Origin of the sequence: Pseudomonas avellanae BPIC 631 (genome assembly GCF_000444135.1) — a bacterium.
GTDB lineage: Bacteria > Pseudomonadota > Gammaproteobacteria > Pseudomonadales > Pseudomonadaceae > Aquipseudomonas > Aquipseudomonas avellanae.
Genome location: NZ_ATDK01000049.1, coordinates 11,336 through 27,224 on the forward strand (window position 1 = coordinate 11,336; position 15,889 = coordinate 27,224).

A 15,889-nucleotide genomic window follows, 5' to 3' on the forward strand; every position below is an offset into this window, starting at 1 on the left:
CATCTGTTTTTCGGCGAGGGTTGCTCGTGATTGTTAGTCCCTGTGATGCTCCAAAGACACCCGTCAAGCGGTTGCGTAGTGCACTTCTGGCAAGCTCGGCCCTTGTGTGCCTGTTCAGTGCAGGTCAGCTGTGGGCGTTCAGTCTTGATGATGTAGCGGCAAAGGCCAAAGAAATGGCCGGGCAGAAGTTCGAGGCTCCGCGGAGCAATCTGCCGAATGAACTGCGCGACATGAAGTTCGCCGACTATCAGAAGATCCGCTTCCGTGATGACAAGGCCGAATGGGCGGGCGACAAGACCCCGTTCAAAGTGTCTTTCTACCACCAGGGCATGCACTTCGATACGCCGGTCAAGATCAACGAAGTGACCGCGACCAGCGTTGACGAGATCAAGTACGACGCCAGTCGTTTCGACTTCGGCGGCCTGAACATTGATCCGAAAGCCACCGAGAAACTGGGTTATGCCGGTTTCCGCGTTCTGTATCCGATCAACAAGGATGACAAGCAGGACGAAATCATGACCATGTTGGGCGCGAGCTACTTCCGCGTCATCGGCAAGGGTCAGGTTTACGGCCTGTCCGCACGCGGCATGGCCATCGACACTGCATCGCCGTCCGGTGAAGAGTTCCCGCGCTTCAAGGAATTCTGGATCGAGAAGCCAGGCCCGGATGACAACCATCTGGTGATCTTCGCTCTGCTCGATTCGCCACGCGCCACGGGTGCGTACCAGTTGACCCTGCGTCCTGGCACCAACACGCTGGTTGACGTCAAATCGCGCATGTTCCTGCGTGACAAGGTCAACAAGCTCGGTGTTGCGCCGCTGACCAGTATGTTCCTGTTCGGCGCCAACCAGCCTTCGCGTGTGCCTAACTACCGTCGCGAGCTGCACGATTCCAGCGGTCTGTCGATTCAGGCAGCCAATGGCGAGTGGTTGTGGCGTCCGCTGAACAACCCTAAACATCTGTCCATCAGCAGCTTCTCGGTCGAAAACCCGCGTGGTTTCGGTCTGCTGCAACGTGGTCGTGATTTCAGTCAGTACGAAGACCTCGATGATCGCTACGACAAGCGCCCTAGCGCCTGGATCGAGCCAAAAGGTGATTGGGGCAAGGGCACCGTCGAACTGGTCGAAATTCCGACTGCCGACGAGACCAACGACAACATCGTCGCGTTCTGGAAGCCTGAGACCCTCAAGGCGCCGGGCGAGGAAATGGCGTTCGATTACCGTCTTCACTGGACCATGCAGGAAAACTCGATTCACTCGCCGGATCTGGGCTGGGTCAAGCAGACTCAACGTTCCATCGGTGACGTGCGTCAGTCCAACCTGATTCGTCAGCCGGACGGCAGTCTTGCATTCCTGGTCGACTTCGTTGGTCCAGTACTGGCCGCATTGCCGGAAGACAAGACCATTCGTAGCCAGGTCACTACCGACGACAACGTCGAGCTGGTGGAAAACAACCTGCGTTACAACCCGGTCACCAAAGGCTATCGCCTGACCCTTCGTGTGAAGGTCAAGGATGCCGGCAAGGCGACCGAGATGCGCGCTTATCTGCTGCGTGAAATCCCTGCCGAGCCGGGTAAGGAACCTGCGCTGCTTGTCGCTGATAAAGCTGACGAGAAGAAAGCTGCCGCCAAGGAAGCTGCTGCCAAGGAAGCTGCCAAGCCTGTCGTTGCCAAAGAGTCCGCCAACGACCAGGTAGAAATTGCCAAGGCTGATGCGCCGAAGCCTGAAGCCGCTAAACCTGAAGCTGGCAAAGCTGATGCCTCCAAGGCCGACGCTGCCAAAGGTGACGTTGCCAAGGCTGATACAGCCAAGGCTGACGTAGCCAAGGGCAAGGACGGTAAAGAGATCCAGCAGCCTGCTACCGAGGCAGCACCCACCCATCCGGAACCGGCCAAGACGTTGCAAGTCATGACCGAGACCTGGAGCTATCAGTTGCCGAGCGATGAGTAATTCTCAATGGGTGCCAGTGTCTCTGAACGAGTACCTGGCGCATTTGCCGATGAGCGACGAGCAGCGGGCAGAACTTGCCAGCTGCACGACCTTCGCCGAGTTGCATGAACGCCTTTCGGCGCAGCCGGTCACCGATCCTGCCGAGGCCGCTCAGGCTTCGGTAGGTCGTCGTCTGACGCTGTCCGCAGACGATCTGGAAGACGCCGAGATGCTCGGTGTCGACGCCAGCGGGCGTCTGTGCCTGAAGGCTACACCGCCGATTCGCCGGACCAAGGTCGTGCCCGAGCCGTGGCGCACCAACATTCTGGTGCGTGGCTGGCGCCGCCTGACCGGCAAGAGCAACCCGCCCAAGCCGGATCACAGCGATCTGCCTCGGGATCTGCCGAAGTCTCGCTGGCGCACCGTCGGTTCGATCCGCCGCTATATTCTGCTGATCCTCATGCTGGGTCAGACTATTGTGGCTGGCTCGTACATGAAAGGCATCTTGCCGTATCAGGGCTGGTCGCTGGTTTCGCTGGATGAAATCACCCGTCAGACCTTCGTGCAGACCGCTTTGCAGGTCCTGCCTTACGCCTTGCAGACCAGCATTCTGTTGCTGTTCGGCATTCTGTTCTGCTGGGTATCGGCCGGTTTCTGGACCGCGCTGATGGGCTTTCTGGAATTGCTCACCGGGCGTGACAAGTACCGCATCTCGGGTGCCAGTGCTGGCAACGAGCCGATCGAAGCCGGTGCACGCACCGCGCTGGTCATGCCGATCTGCAACGAAGACGTGCCACGTGTTTTCGCGGGTTTGCGTGCAACGTTCGAGTCGGTAGCGGCCACGGGTAATCTGGACCGCTTCGACTTCTTCGTGCTCAGTGATACCAACGAGACCGATATTGCCGTTGCAGAGCAACAGGCCTGGCTGGACGTGTGCCGCGAGACCAAAGGTTTCGGCAGCATCTTCTATCGCCGCCGCCGCCGTCGCGTAAAACGTAAAAGCGGCAACCTTGATGACTTCTGCCGTCGCTGGGGCGGTGAATACCGCTACATGGTCGTGCTCGACGCTGACAGCGTCATGAGCGGTGAGTGTCTGACCAGCCTGGTTCGCCTGATGGAAGCCACGCCGGATGCCGGTATCATCCAGACCGCGCCGCGTGCTTCGGGCATGGACACGCTGTATGCACGCATGCAGCAGTTTGCTACCCGCGTCTACGGTCCACTGTTCACGGCCGGTCTGCACTTCTGGCAGCTGGGTGAATCCCACTACTGGGGTCACAACGCGATCATTCGCATGAAGCCGTTCATCGAGCACTGCGCGCTTGCGCCGTTGCCCGGTAAGGGCGCGTTTGCCGGTGCAATTCTGTCCCACGACTTCGTCGAAGCTGCGCTGATGCGCCGTGCCGGCTGGGGTGTGTGGATTGCCTACGACCTGCCGGGCAGTTACGAAGAGTTGCCGCCTAACCTGCTCGACGAACTCAAGCGTGACCGTCGCTGGTGCCACGGCAACCTGATGAACTTCAGGCTGTTCCTGGTCAAGGGCATGCACCCGGTTCACCGTGCGGTGTTCCTGACCGGCGTGATGTCTTACCTGTCAGCACCGTTGTGGTTCTTCTTCCTCGTGTTGTCCACGGCCCTGTTGGCGGTGAACACCCTGATGGAGCCGACCTACTTCCTTGAACCACGCCAGTTGTACCCGTTGTGGCCACAATGGCATCCGGAACGCGCTGTAGCGTTGTTCTCGACCACCATCGTTCTGCTGTTCCTGCCTAAACTGCTCAGCGTCATTCTGATCTGGGCCAAGGGCGCGAAAGGCTTCGGTGGCAAGTTCAAGGTTACCGTTTCGATGCTGCTGGAAATGCTCTTCTCGGTGCTGTTGGCACCGGTGCGCATGTTGTTCCACACACGCTTCGTACTGGCTGCCTTCCTGGGCTGGGCCGCAACCTGGAACTCGCCGCAACGCGACGATGACTCCACGCCGTGGCTTGAAGCGGTGAAGCGTCACGGTCCACAGACCTTGCTGGGCGCCTGCTGGGCACTGTTGGTGTTCTGGTTGAACCCCAGCTTCCTGTGGTGGCTTGCGCCTATCGTGGTCTCGTTGATGCTGTCGATTCCGGTGTCGGTGATTTCCAGCCGTACCAACCTGGGCCTCAAGGCGCGCGACGAGAAATTCTTCCTGATTCCTGAAGAATTCGAGCCGCCGCAAGAGCTGGTCTCGACCGATCAGTACACCCACGAGAACCGCTGGCATGCGCTGAAACAAGGCTTCATTCGTGCGGTCGTCGATCCTCGGCAGAATGCTCTGGCTTGCGCGTTGGCCACCTCACGTCACCGTCAGGCACAGCCGATTGAAGTCGTGCGTATGGAGCGCGTTGATCACGCGCTCAAGGTCGGTCCGGCGAAGCTCGACAATCAGCAACGTCTGATGCTACTGAGCGACCCGGTCGCACTGGGTCGCTTGCACGAGCGGGTCTGGAGCGAAGGTCACGAAGAGTGGCTGGCTGCCTGGAGAGCTTCCATCGAAGCTGATCCACATGCGCCTTTGCTGCCTTTGCAACCTGCCGTAAAAGCACCGGAGCCGGTCCTGGTCTAAAACCACCCGGCAACGAAAAAGCCCCTGAAGCACTGCTTCAGGGGCTTTTTATTAGGTGCGTGTCGAGAAAAGGTTTTTTGTGGGAGCGGACCGGGCGACGCTCCTACAGTTACGCATTTCAATCGATCTGTTAGCGATCATTTGCCCTTCACCACCACTGCGCATCCCTATTTGGGGCGTACTCCTTGTGGGGACTTGTCCGCGAAGAGGGCTCCACATCCGCAGAATATTTATCGCCTGCGGTGCAGCATTCGCGGACAAGTCCGCTCCTACATTCATTCCGATGGACCGTGAATGAGTCATCCGACCGCTCGCGCACAAGCGAAGCAGTACCCGGTCCGCTCTGGATTCTGGCCGAAGGCCGTGAGCGAACTTGTTCGCGAAGGCTTCATTCCTGACGATACATTTTTAGCGGATGTACCGGCCCCTTCGCGGACAAGACCGCTCCCACTTGGGCAGACTCAAAAACGGCCTTCTGTCCGAGGGGTAGGAGCGAACTTGTCTAAGCCCGTTAAGCAGAATCAAAAGCGGGCGGGTGTATAACGCCAAGCGCTCCAGCTTGGGAATCCTTGCATCGCAGATCCATCAACTCACCTTGAATTTCCCCACCAGCCCCTGCAAATGGGTGCCCAGTCGGGCGAGTTCGACGCTGGATGCTGCGGTTTGTTCGCTGGCGGCGGCGGTCTGTTCGGAGATGTCGCGTACGCTGATGACGTTGCGGTTGATCTGCTCGGCGACCACACTTTGTTCTTCGCTGGCGGTGGCGATCTGTTCGTTCATGTGCTGGATGGTCGCCACCGTGCGGGTAATATCCTCCAGTGCACTGCCCGCGCGACGGCTCAGTTCGACCGTGTTGTCGGTCAAGGTGCGGCTGTTGTCCAGCGTCGTTGCGACCTGCTGCGTGCCGCTTTGCAGCGCCGCGATCAACTCCTCGATTTCCTCGGTGGACTTCTGGGTGCGTTGCGCCAGGCTGCGTACCTCATCGGCGACCACCGCAAAGCCACGCCCGGCTTCGCCCGCGCGGGCTGCTTCAATGGCAGCATTCAGGGCCAGCAGGTTGGTCTGCTGCGAAACCGACTTGATCACATCCAGAACGCCGACGATCTTGCCGCTTTCCTGCTTGAGCTGATTCATGGACTGGGTGGAATTAACCATTTCGCGCGCCAGTTGCTCGATCTGAGTGATCGCCCGTCCGACCACTTCATCGCCGCTGCGCGCCTGTTGGTCGGCCTGAACAGCCGCCTGGGATGCCTCCTGAGCACTGCGCGCCACTTCCTGCACGGTCGCGGCCATTTCATTCATGGCGGTTGCCACCAGATCGGTCTCGTCCTTCTGACTGTTGACCCCTGAACAGGTCTGTTCAGTGACGGCTGAAAGCTGCTCGGCTGCGCTGGCGATCTGCGTGACGCCATCACTGATGCCGCCAATCAACTCGCGCAGGCTGAGCGTCATGGTCTGCATACTGCGCTGCAACTGCCCCATCTCGTCACGACGCTCTACTGTCATGTCCCGGCTCAAGTCGCCTTGAGCGATACGTGCTGCAGCAATCAGCGTTTGTTGCAGCGGGACGGTAATTTGTCGGGTCATGACCCAGGCCGCCAGCAATCCGATCAGCAATGCCAAGCCCGCCACACTGGTCAGCATCGTTCTGGAGTTTGTAGCTTCGCTGTCTCGTTGCGCGGCTTGCAGAAGGGTCAGTGCGGCCACTGATTCAAGTAGCTTTTCACCCAAGCCTTCCATTGACTCCTGACCCGCTTCGGCCTTGGTCTGTATCTGTTTGAACTTGCCCAGGCTGTCCCGATAACCCTTCAGCGCCTCGGTCGCGGGTATCAGCCCTTGAAGCGGATCGTCGGCCTGAGTCTGAGCGATCTGCTCGACTTCCCTGAGCGCTTCGTCGATAGCGGTAATGGCAGCTGTTTCATCCGTATCTTTGGTGGTGAAGGTATAAGCCTGCACCTGATAACGCGCCACCTGGATCTGCTGCCTTAGCTGCGTAATGTTGGTAAATTCTTCCATACGCTCGCTGCTGTCCTGTTCCTGGCTTACGCTCTTGAGCACTTCGGTTTCGACCTGCGCGACTGCCTGCAAAGCCTGCTCTGACCTTTGATCCAGGCGCTGGCGTATCTGGTTGTGGCTCTGTCGATTGCTGCGAATGTCGGCGAAGGATTTCTCCAGTTCGCTGACCGCCTGCAACTGCCCATTGAGCAAGGTGATGGTCGCCTGCTCCGTGCTCTGCCGGTGCAGCGATATCAGGTGGGTTTTCATTTCGTCGAGCTTTTTGATGACCTGCGCTGTGGTCTCCGGGGTCTTTTGCACCCGGTCGGTGATTCTGTCAGCGCGCAGGTCTTTGGTCAGGCTGGTGAGCTGTGAGACTTCCGAAAGCGACTCGGAGCGGTTGATCATGGTGTAAAGACCATGCCAGCCGGTGAGTGTGATGATCAGGGTCAGTAACAGCACCAGGCCGAAACCCAGGGACAGTTTGAATCTGACGTTCATGTTGCCGAGCGCGTGATTGATCAGTCGGAACATTGGAATCTCCTGCAATGAGCGAACAAAAGCAGGTCCTGTATGAGTCAGGACGTGCGTTGTGAGCGCATCGGCATGACGATCCATTGTGTGACCTGAGAAGGTCGTAGGAGATTTCCGAGAAGAAACGAGGGGTGACAGACGTCACATTCAGCGCAGACAGTCAGGCCCGTGCTCGCAAAAAGCATGGGCCTGATGCGCTTGATCAGACGGTAAAGCGGCTTACCAGCAACTGCAGGTGATTGCCGAGTCTGGCCAGCTCGACGCTTGAGGCTGCCGTCTCTTCACTGGCCGCTGAGGTCTGTTCAGACACATCGCGCACGTTGATGATGCTGCGATTGATCTCCTCGGCAGTGGCGCTCTGCTGTTCGGCTGCGGCGGCAATCTGCTGATTCATCGACTGGATGGCCGAAACGGTTTTAGTGATGTTTTCCAGCGAGCCTCCAGCCCGACGGGTCAGCTCCACGCTGCTGGCGCTCAGCTCGCGGCTGCTGTCCATGACCGTCGCGGCCTGTTGAGTGCCGCTTTGCAGGCTGGCAATCAGCGCTTCGATTTCTTCGGTGGACTTCTGGGTGCGCTGCGCCAGGCTGCGCACTTCGTCGGCGACCACGGCAAAACCGCGACCCGCTTCACCGGCACGGGCTGCTTCAATGGCGGCGTTCAAGGCCAGCAGATTGGTCTGTTGCGCGACCGATTTGATGACGTCCAACACGCTGCCGATCTTCTCGCTTTCCTGTTTCAGGGCACCCATTGCTTCGCTGGAATTGCCCACCGCAGAGGCGAGGCGTTCGATCTGCGCGATGGCCTCCTTGACTACCCGTTCACCATCACGGGCCTGCTGATCGGCGGCTACCGCGGCTTCAGAGGCTTCTTCGGCGTTGCGTGCCACTTCCTGAACCGTGGCGGTCATCTCATGCATGGCCGTAGCCACCTGATCGGTCTCGACCTTCTGGCTGTTGACCCCGGCACTGGTCTGCTCGGTGACTGCCGACAATTCCTCGGCAGCACTGGCAATCTGCGTCACGCCGTCACGGATACCGCCAACCAGCTCACGCAGGCTGACGGTCATGCGCTGGATGGTGCTTTGCAGCTTGCCCAGCTCATCCTTGCGATCAACCCGCAGGTTGCGACTCAGGTCGCCGGAGGCAACGCGCTCCACCACTTCAAGGGTTTCCTGCAGGGGCGTGGTGATCTGACGGGTGATTATCCAGGCTGCCAGAATGCTGATCACCAGCGCCAGCGCGGTGGCCACAGCGATCATCAGAACTGACTTGTCGCTGTCTGCGTCGCGGCTTTTGTTCTGTCTGGCGATCAGGTCATTGCTGGTGGCCAGCATGGTGGTGCCCAGCGCGGTCATTTTCTCCAGCGCGGTCTTGCTGGCGGCTTGCGCGTCCCGATATTGCCCTACTGCAGCGCGGTAGCCTTTGAGGCCGACCACAGCCTGTTGCAGCAACGGCAGGTATTCGGAGGAAATGTCACCGGCCAGGGTGTTGATCCCGGTAACGGCTTCATCGATGGCCTGGTTGGCGTTCGTTTCAAAGTCCGGACGGCCGCTGTAGGTGTAACCGCGAACCTGGAAGCGCGCCTGCTGAATCAGCTTGCTGACGCCGACGATGCCGTTGAAGGCAAGGATGTTGTCTGCCTTGAGCAACTCGGCTTCCACCTTGTTGGCCTGATCCACCGCCTTGTCGGCGTTGTCGCCCATCTGGCTGCGGCTGGTCTCGCGAACATCGATGGCTTTGGTCATGTCCGTGAACGACTTGCGGTATTCACGAGCGGACTGGATCTGACCATCGAGTAACTGGAGGTTTTCTGGCGAGCGCAGCAGGCTTCTCGCGTACGCAAGTGCTGCATCAAGTTGATCCAGGGTAGTTCTGACTTCTGCCGCGCTTTCTGCGTTGAACAGGTCTTCGTAACGGGAACGGCTGATGCGCAATTGGAGTGTCAGCTCGTTGATCTCTGCAATCGCCGTGACACGATCTCCACGATCAATAAGCGCCTGGTTGCTGAACCAGCCGGTGGCCGAGATCATCAGGGTCATTAACATGACCAGGCCAAAGCCGACTGCCAATTTCAGGCTGACACTCGCGTTGGCGAGACGTTGAGATAACCCACGAGACATGACCACTCCTTAGCTGTCTGTTCTTTTACGAATGCACTTACATCGGCAGTGCAGCAACTAACTGAAGCGATTTAGTTTGCGTAAACAAGTCTAGAACAGACGAGCCAGAAGGGCTGTTACTGCCGTTTCGACGCGCAGGATGCGCTCGCCCAGTTGCACAGGCTGCAAACCGGATTGACGCAGCAGGTCAACTTCATACGGAATCCAGCCGCCTTCGGGGCCGATCGCCAGCGTGACAGGCTGGGTGACCGCGCGCGGGCAGGCAGGGAAGTCGCCAGGATGGCCGACCAGGCCAAGTGTGTCGGCAGCTATGTGCGGCAGGCGGTCTTCAACGAAAGGTTTGAAACGTTTTTCGATCACGATCTCGGGCAGTACACAGTCGCGCGCCTGTTCCAGCCCCAGAATCAACTGCTCGCGAATGGCTTCGGGCTCCAGAAACGGCGTCTGCCAGAAGCTTTTTTCGACCCGGTAGCTGTTCAGCAGAATGACTTTCGGCACGCCCATGGTCGCAATGGTCTGAAACACCCGGCGCAGCATTTTGGGACGAGGCAGCGCCAGCAACAGGGTCAGCGGTAGCTTGGCCGGCGGCTCGGCAGTCAGCGAAACACGCAGCTCGGCCTCGTGGGGCTCTAGACGCAGCAGTTCGGCACTGCCCAGCAAGCCGTTGACACTGCCTACGCGCAAGCTGTCGCCAACCTCTGCGCGATGCACCTCCTGCATGTGCTTGAGGCGCCGATCGCGCAGAACCACGCGGTCGGCCGCGATAAAGTCGGCCTCCTCAAGTAACAGCAGATTCACGGTGTGGTGGCGGGCGGTTGATCCTGCTTGTCAGCGTCCTCGGCCTGATCGTCCGGGTGTTCGCCGCGCTTCTTGATCATCGAGCTGCACAGGATGCCCAGCTCGAACAGCAGCCACATCGGCACGGCCAGCAGCGTTTGCGAGAAGATGTCCGGCGGGGTCAGGATCATGCCGACCACGAAACAGCCGATGACCACGTAAGGGCGTATCTTCTTCAGGTATTTCACGTCGACAATGCCGATCCAGACCAGCAATACCACAGCCACCGGGATTTCGAAGGCCACGCCGAAGGCGAAGAACAACGTCATCACGAAGTCCAGATAACTGGCGATGTCGGTCATCATCGACACGCCTTCCGGGGTCACGCTGGCGAAGAAGTGGAAGATGATCGGAAAGACCAGAAAGTAGGCGAACGCCATGCCTGCGTAAAACAGGATGATGCTGGAGACCAGCAACGGAATGGCCACACGCTTTTCATGCTTGTACAAGCCCGGCGCGATGAAGCCCCAGATCTGATGCAGGATGACCGGCATCGACAGAAACAGCGCGACCATCATGGTCAGCTTGAACGGTGTGATGAACGGCGAGGCCACGTCGGTGGCGATCATCGTTGCGCCTTCAGGCAGGTAGACGCGCAGCGGGGCCGACACCAGGGTGTAGATCTTCTGCGTGAAGTAAAACAGACCGGCAAAAATCAGGAACACTGCCGCGACACAACGCAACAGGCGTGTACGCAGCTCGGTGAGGTGCGAGATCAGCGGCATTTGCTGATCGTTTTCCGGGATATCAGCGCTCATGGGGCTCGCGGTGGCAATGACGAATCGTGGGCGGGAGGCGTCGGGACCGGCGTGCCGGCAGCGGCTGGCTTCGCGGTTTTCTCCAGCGACAGTGCGGTTTTCGGTGCCGCAGGTTCCGCCGGGCCGAGGGCGTTGTGCCCGGTATCGGCGGCGTCGGTCTGCACCGGTGCTGGCTGCGGGCTCACCGGCTCGTAAGCGGTCTCGGGGTGCTGATTCTGAGCGAACATTTTACGCGCTTCGTCTTCCAGCGAAAGAATGTGCTCGTTGTGCAACTGCCGACGAATTTCGTCGGCACCGATTTCACGTTCAACTTCCTGTTTGATCGCATTGAAGCTGCGCTTCAAGCGGCCGATCCATAAGCCTGCAGTGCGTGCGGCACCCGGCAGGCGCTCGGGACCCAGCACCAGCAAGGCAACCAGGCCGACAAGCAGCAGTTCAGAGAAGCTGATACCGAACATGGGCTTAAACCTGGTCTTTGCGGATCGGCTCGTCGACTTTGTGCGCTTGCGCGTCGATGGTGTGCGGCTGGTTCAGCGGCGAGCCCTGAGGCGCGGGCTGGGTCGGCTGCGGTTGAGGTGCAGGCTGCTCGGCTGGCTTGTCGTCATCGTGCATGGCTTTGCGAAAGCCCTTGATCGACTCACCGACGTCAGTGCCCAGGCCCTTGAGCTTTTTGGTCCCGAAAACCAGTACCACGACGATCAGGATGACGATCCAGTGTTTCCAGTCAAAAATACCCATGAAACAGTCCTCGTAAAAGAGTTCAAGCTTGAAAGGGGAGAGCGCTATTCTGCCGTGCGAGCGGCTTTTTCGGCGTGACCGGACAAGCCGAAACGGCGGTCCAGTTCATCAAGCACCGCCTGTGGATGCTGACCTAGCGCGGCGAGCATCACCATGCTGTGAAACCACAGGTCGGCGGTTTCGTAGATTACATCGCTGCAATCACCGCTGACCGCTGCGTCCTTGGCGGCAATGATGGTCTCGATCGATTCTTCGCCTAGCTTTTCCAGAATCTTGTTCAAGCCCTTGTGGTACAGACTGGCGACGTAGGAGCTGTCGGCAGCCGCATCCTTGCGTGATTCCAGCACCTCGGCCAGGCGGGACAACGTATCAGTCATGTTCAATGGCCTGCAGGGTAAATAGCATCAGGATCTTTCAAAACCGGGTCTACGGTCTTCCAGCCTGACTGTTCATACACGCGGTAGAAGCAACTTTCGCGGCCGGTATGGCAAGCGATGCCGCCGATCTGCTCGACCATCAGGATAATGACGTCGGCATCACAGTCCAGGCGCAGTTCATGCAGCTTTTGCACATGACCTGATTCTTCACCTTTGCGCCAGAGTTTGCCACGCGAACGCGACCAATAGATTGCACGATTCTCGGAGGCCGTCAGGCTCAGGGCCTCGCGGTTCATCCAGGCCATCATCAGTACCCGGCCGGTCTTGTGGTCCTGAGCGATTGCAGGCACCAGACCGTCGCTGTTCCAGTGAATCTCGTCCAGCCAGTCTTTCATATCTACTCCGGCAGCCGGACTTCAGGCCCGGCGGATTGAACAGTGTGCCAGCGCCATACGCTGCTGGCTATCGGCGAACGATCAGATACAGCCCGGCGATCAGCATGATCGCCGCTGGCCATGCGGTCAGCGTCAGCAACTGTGTGGCTGCCTCGCTCATCACCCAGCCCTGTATCGCGCCGCCCACCAGCAATGCCGCACCGATGAGCCGCAAGACCGGCTCGTCCTTGCGCTCGTGCCAGGGGCGTGGCGGGTCCGAAGCATGCGGGCGCGACATGCGCTCCAGCAGGTCGCGGGTCATGCCGGCGATATGCGGCAGTTGCTCGACCTGGGATTGCAGGTTACCCAGCAGGGTTTTCGGGCTGACCCGCTCACGCATCCAGCGCTCCAGGTACGGCTGCGCGGTGCTCCACAGATCGAGCTCCGGGTACAGCTGACGACCCAGCCCTTCGATGTTGAGCAGGGTCTTTTGCAGCAGAACCAGTTGCGGCTGAACTTCCATATTGAAACGGCGCGCGGTCTGGAACAGGCGCATCAGCACCTGACCAAAGGAAATATCCTTGAGCGGCTTCTCGAAAATCGGCTCGCAGACGGTACGGATGGCCGCTTCGAATTCATTGAGCTTGGTCTCGGCCGGCACCCAGCCCGAATCGATGTGCAACTGCGCAACCCGGCGATAATCGCGTTTGAAGAAGGCAAACAGGTTACGCGCCAGATAATCCTGGTCTTCCGGGGTCAGGCTGCCGACAATGCCGCAATCGATGGCGATGTATTTCGGCGCCCACGGATTGACCGTGCTGACGAAAATATTGCCGGGGTGCATGTCGGCATGGAAAAAGCTGTCGCGAAAGATCTGCGTGAAGAAGATCTCCACGCCGCGCTCGGCGAGCATCTTCATGTCGGTGCGCTGATCGGCCAGCCCGGCCATGTCGGTGACCTGCAGGCCGTAGATGCGCTCCATGACCAGCACTTTCGGGCGGCACCAGTCCCAATAGACTTGCGGCACGTAAAGCAGGTCGGAGCCTTCGAAGTTGCGGCGCAGCTGGCTGGAGTTGGCCGCTTCGCGCAACAGGTCCAGCTCGTCGTAGATGGTTTTTTCGTAGTCCATCACCACCTGCACCGGGTGCAGCAGGCGCGCATCGGCAGACACACGCTCGGCCATGCGGGCAAGGATGAACAGCCAGGCAAGGTCCTGGCCGATGATCGGTTTGAGCCCTGGGCGTACTACTTTCACCACGACTTCTTCACCGGTCTTAAGGCACGCGGCATGCACTTGCGCCACCGAGGCCGAGGCCAATGGTGTTTCGTCAAACCGGCTGAACACATCGCAGATACGCGCGCCCAGTTGTTCTTCGATCAGCTTGATCGCCACTTGCTGGTCGAATGGCGGCACGCGGTCCTGCAGCAGCATCAGCTCGTCGGCGATGTCTTCGGGCAGCAGATCGCGGCGCGTGGACAGCAGTTGCCCGAACTTGATGAAAATCGGCCCCAGGTCTTGCAAGGCCAGACGAAAACGTACGCCACGGCTCAGCTCGGACTTGCGCCGTGGCAGCCAGCGCCAGGGCAGCAGGAAACGCACCGCGAGCATCCACCACGGCAGGGGCAAGGCGAACAACAGGTCATCGAGGCGATAGCGAATAACGACACGTTGAATGCGAAACAGACGGCGGACGGCAAGCAGCTTCATGCGTTATCGCTGGTATTGAGAGAGTGGGCAAGGCGGGCAAAACGCGCCTCGAGACGGTCCAGATCGAGTTTGATCCGGTCGAGTTCGGCGAAGCGTGCCTCGGCTTCGTGATTGCCCACCAGCGTACGCGATTCTTCGCTGAGGTAGTCGGCAACGTTCTGGCTGAGGCTGGTGAAGCTTTCACGCGTCCAGCGCCCGCTGCTGCGTACGCGGCTGCTGAATAGCTGGCTGGCCACAGGGCCGACCCAATTGGACAGTTCGTGCTCCCAGTCCAGTTCAAGGTCCTGAAGAATGCCGGTCAGTTCCAGCAGCACGCCGCTGTCACCCTCAAGTTCGACGTCCGGGCCATGCAGCACGGCGGTCTTGTCCTTGCTCAGGGCCAGCCGCAACAGGCTTGAAGCCGGTGCACGCAGGGTGCAATCGGCATCGGCGGCCCAGTCAGCGGCCAGCAACAGGCCTTCGTCACTGGGCAGAATGAAGATTTTCAGGGACGGGTCGCGGCAATCGACGGCAATGACATGGCCGGACAGACGCGCCAGGCGCGGCAACGCTGTGCTGTCCAGGCGCAACACCCGATTGATACCGTGCTCGATGCTGGCGAGCAGCCCCCGAAGCAACATCAGGGTTTGATACCGCGGTGCAGGGCAACGACACCCGCCGTCATGTTGTGATAGGTCACGCGGTCGAAACCGGCATCGACCATCATCGACTTGAGGGTTTCCTGATTGGGGTGCATGCGGATTGATTCGGCCAGATAGCGGTAGCTTTCCGAGTCATTTGTAACCAGCTTGCCCATCAGGGGCATGAACGCGAACGAATAAGCATCGTAAGCCTTGGACATGAGCTTGTTGGTCGGCTTGGAGAATTCGAGCACCAACAGGCGGCCGCCCGGCTTGAGCACGCGCAGCATGGAGCGCAGAGCGTCTTCCTTGTGCGTCACGTTGCGCAGGCCGAAAGCGATGGTCACACAGTCGAAATGGTTGTCCGGGAACGGCAGTTTTTCGGCGTCGGCCTGGACGAACTCGACGTTGCCTGACACACCGAGGTCCAGCAGGCGGTCGCGACCGACCTTGAGCATGGAGGCGTTGATGTCAGCCAGAACCACTTGCCCGGTCGGGCCGACCAGATTGGAGAATTTGCGGGTCAGATCACCCGTGCCGCCAGCGATGTCGAGCACGCGGTTGCCGGTGCGCACGCCGGACAGCTCAATGGCGAAACGCTTCCACAGGCGGTGCATGCCACCGGACAGCAAGTCGTTCATGAGGTCGTACTTGGCCGCGACCGAATGGAAAACCTCAGCGACTTTTTCTGCCTTCTGGCTTTCCGGTACATTTTTGTAACCGAAGTGAGTCGTAGGTTCGGCATCGCTGCCTTTGCGCTGATCGTTCATATCGCTTCACCGGAATAGAGTGCGGGTCATTCTAATCGCCAAGGCCGGCTTTGTCTTGACAAGGCTCATCAGCAACGCTTTCTTGGATGCGGGCGGGTGTATATAGTTGCGCCGCATTTCATCTGACGATCAAGGAACGCTCCAATGGCCAAGATAACCGTTGAACGCCCGCACGCCCTGGGCCGGGAAAAGGCTCGCGAGAAAGCCGAACAGTTGGTTCAGAAGCTGTCCGACAAATACGGCCTGGCTCACGAGTGGTCTGGCGATACCGTGAAACTGGAAGGCAATGGCGCCAAGGGCAAGGTCGAGGTCGAAGAGGCGTTGATCCGCATCAATATCGAGCTGAACTTCATCCTGTCGACCATGAGCGGCTCGATCAAGACCGAAGTCGAGCGTGTGCTGGACAAGGCGCTGGCTGCCTGAGGCCTGCTGTTCGCCCTAGGGTCTGTTCCCGTTTCGACGTAACCTATTGATCCCTATGAGAACAGGCCCGTATTGTTGGAGTTCTCACACAACACCAATACGAGCCTGCAATGCC

14 protein-coding genes and 1 pseudogene are annotated in these 15,889 nt (G+C 59.3%); 3 read left to right on the plus strand and 12 right to left on the minus strand.

Features of this window, described 5'->3' with window-relative positions:
* Window positions 1-20 precede the first annotated feature (20 nt).
* Window positions 21-1,949, plus strand: coding sequence for a glucan biosynthesis protein G (locus DW49_RS0103060; RefSeq protein WP_269433783.1), 1,929 nt, complete (start codon window positions 21-23; stop codon window positions 1,947-1,949).
* Window positions 1,942-4,521, plus strand: coding sequence for a glucans biosynthesis glucosyltransferase MdoH (gene mdoH, locus DW49_RS0103065; RefSeq protein ID WP_024420496.1), 2,580 nt, complete (start codon window positions 1,942-1,944; stop codon window positions 4,519-4,521). Before DW49_RS0103060 ends, mdoH begins: the two co-directional genes overlap by 8 nt.
* Before the next feature lie 585 nt (window positions 4,522-5,106).
* Here mdoH and DW49_RS1000000134495 read toward each other — a convergent pair.
* From DW49_RS1000000134495 to ubiE, 12 genes and pseudogenes are all read right to left on the minus strand, one after another.
* Window positions 5,107-7,050 carry a methyl-accepting chemotaxis protein gene (locus DW49_RS1000000134495; RefSeq protein WP_005621249.1) on the minus strand — a complete coding sequence of 648 codons (1,944 nt, stop codon included), beginning with the start codon at window positions 7,048-7,050 and terminating at the stop codon, window positions 5,107-5,109.
* 202 nt (window positions 7,051-7,252) lie between these two features.
* Window positions 7,253-8,116 (minus strand): methyl-accepting chemotaxis protein, encoded by an 864-nt coding sequence (locus DW49_RS1000000134500; RefSeq protein ID WP_445940003.1) that lies wholly within the window; start codon window positions 8,114-8,116, stop codon window positions 7,253-7,255.
* Window positions 8,108-9,169: pseudogene (locus tag DW49_RS1000000134505) on the minus strand (methyl-accepting chemotaxis protein); the annotation flags it as partial. The gene DW49_RS1000000134500 and the pseudogene DW49_RS1000000134505, both read right to left, overlap by 9 nt.
* 90 nt (window positions 9,170-9,259) lie before the next feature.
* The gene (locus tag DW49_RS0103080; RefSeq protein ID WP_005621245.1) at window positions 9,260-9,967 is read right to left on the minus strand and encodes a 16S rRNA (uracil(1498)-N(3))-methyltransferase; all 708 of its coding nucleotides are present in this window, start codon (window positions 9,965-9,967) and stop codon (window positions 9,260-9,262) included.
* Window positions 9,964-10,764, minus strand: coding sequence for a twin-arginine translocase subunit TatC (gene tatC, locus DW49_RS0103085; protein WP_003378895.1), 801 nt, complete (start codon window positions 10,762-10,764; stop codon window positions 9,964-9,966). The genes DW49_RS0103080 and tatC overlap by 4 nt, the downstream gene beginning before the upstream one ends.
* Window positions 10,761-11,222, minus strand: a complete 462-nt coding sequence (gene tatB, locus DW49_RS0103090; RefSeq protein WP_005621242.1) for a Sec-independent protein translocase protein TatB — start codon at window positions 11,220-11,222, stop codon at window positions 10,761-10,763. The genes tatC and tatB overlap by 4 nt, the downstream gene beginning before the upstream one ends.
* Before the next feature lie 4 nt (window positions 11,223-11,226).
* On the minus strand, window positions 11,227-11,502 hold the full coding sequence (locus DW49_RS0103095) for a twin-arginine translocase TatA/TatE family subunit (protein ID WP_005621240.1): 276 nt from the start codon (window positions 11,500-11,502) through the stop codon (window positions 11,227-11,229).
* A 44-nt stretch (window positions 11,503-11,546) separates the two neighbouring features.
* Window positions 11,547-11,879, minus strand: coding sequence for a phosphoribosyl-ATP diphosphatase (locus tag DW49_RS0103100; protein ID WP_002551631.1), 333 nt, complete (start codon window positions 11,877-11,879; stop codon window positions 11,547-11,549).
* Between the two features lie 2 nt (window positions 11,880-11,881).
* On the minus strand, window positions 11,882-12,274 hold the full coding sequence (gene hisI / locus DW49_RS0103105) for a phosphoribosyl-AMP cyclohydrolase (RefSeq protein WP_003378890.1): 393 nt from the start codon (window positions 12,272-12,274) through the stop codon (window positions 11,882-11,884).
* Window positions 12,275-12,341: 67 nt separating this feature from the next.
* Entirely contained in the window at window positions 12,342-13,961 is a 1,620-nt protein-coding gene (ubiB, locus tag DW49_RS0103110; RefSeq protein ID WP_005621233.1) for a ubiquinone biosynthesis regulatory protein kinase UbiB, read from the minus strand.
* The gene (locus tag DW49_RS0103115) at window positions 13,958-14,581 is read right to left on the minus strand and encodes a ubiquinone biosynthesis accessory factor UbiJ (RefSeq protein WP_003378886.1); all 624 of its coding nucleotides are present in this window, start codon (window positions 14,579-14,581) and stop codon (window positions 13,958-13,960) included. Before DW49_RS0103115 ends, ubiB begins: the two co-directional genes overlap by 4 nt.
* The gene (gene ubiE / locus DW49_RS0103120) at window positions 14,581-15,351 is read right to left on the minus strand and encodes a bifunctional demethylmenaquinone methyltransferase/2-methoxy-6-polyprenyl-1,4-benzoquinol methylase UbiE (RefSeq protein ID WP_003378884.1); all 771 of its coding nucleotides are present in this window, start codon (window positions 15,349-15,351) and stop codon (window positions 14,581-14,583) included. The genes DW49_RS0103115 and ubiE overlap by 1 nt, the downstream gene beginning before the upstream one ends.
* Before the next feature lie 144 nt (window positions 15,352-15,495).
* Between ubiE and DW49_RS0103125 the strand changes: the two genes are divergently transcribed.
* Window positions 15,496-15,774 (plus strand): polyhydroxyalkanoic acid system family protein, encoded by a 279-nt coding sequence (locus DW49_RS0103125; RefSeq protein WP_003378882.1) that lies wholly within the window; start codon window positions 15,496-15,498, stop codon window positions 15,772-15,774.
* The last annotated feature ends 115 nt before the right edge of the window (window positions 15,775-15,889 follow it).

Bases quoted from the DNA above. Each gene is read 5' to 3' on its own strand.
- mdoH (WP_024420496.1), top strand. From the start codon at position 1,942: ATGAGTAATTCTCAATGGGTGCCAGTGTCTCTGAACGAGTACCTGGCG.
- DW49_RS1000000134495 (WP_005621249.1), bottom strand. From the start codon at position 7,050: ATGTTCCGACTGATCAATCACGCGCTCGGCAACATGAACGTCAGATTC.
- DW49_RS1000000134500 (WP_445940003.1), bottom strand. From the start codon at position 8,116: ATGACCGTCAGCCTGCGTGAGCTGGTTGGCGGTATCCGTGACGGCGTG.
- tatC (WP_003378895.1), bottom strand. From the start codon at position 10,764: ATGAGCGCTGATATCCCGGAAAACGATCAGCAAATGCCGCTGATCTCG.
- tatB (WP_005621242.1), bottom strand. From the start codon at position 11,222: ATGTTCGGTATCAGCTTCTCTGAACTGCTGCTTGTCGGCCTGGTTGCC.
- DW49_RS0103095 (WP_005621240.1), bottom strand. From the start codon at position 11,502: ATGGGTATTTTTGACTGGAAACACTGGATCGTCATCCTGATCGTCGTG.
- DW49_RS0103100 (WP_002551631.1), bottom strand. From the start codon at position 11,879: ATGACTGATACGTTGTCCCGCCTGGCCGAGGTGCTGGAATCACGCAAG.
- hisI (WP_003378890.1), bottom strand. From the start codon at position 12,274: ATGAAAGACTGGCTGGACGAGATTCACTGGAACAGCGACGGTCTGGTG.
- ubiB (WP_005621233.1), bottom strand. From the start codon at position 13,961: ATGAAGCTGCTTGCCGTCCGCCGTCTGTTTCGCATTCAACGTGTCGTT.
- DW49_RS0103115 (WP_003378886.1), bottom strand. From the start codon at position 14,581: ATGTTGCTTCGGGGGCTGCTCGCCAGCATCGAGCACGGTATCAATCGG.
- ubiE (WP_003378884.1), bottom strand. From the start codon at position 15,351: ATGAACGATCAGCGCAAAGGCAGCGATGCCGAACCTACGACTCACTTC.
- DW49_RS0103125 (WP_003378882.1), top strand. From the start codon at position 15,496: ATGGCCAAGATAACCGTTGAACGCCCGCACGCCCTGGGCCGGGAAAAG.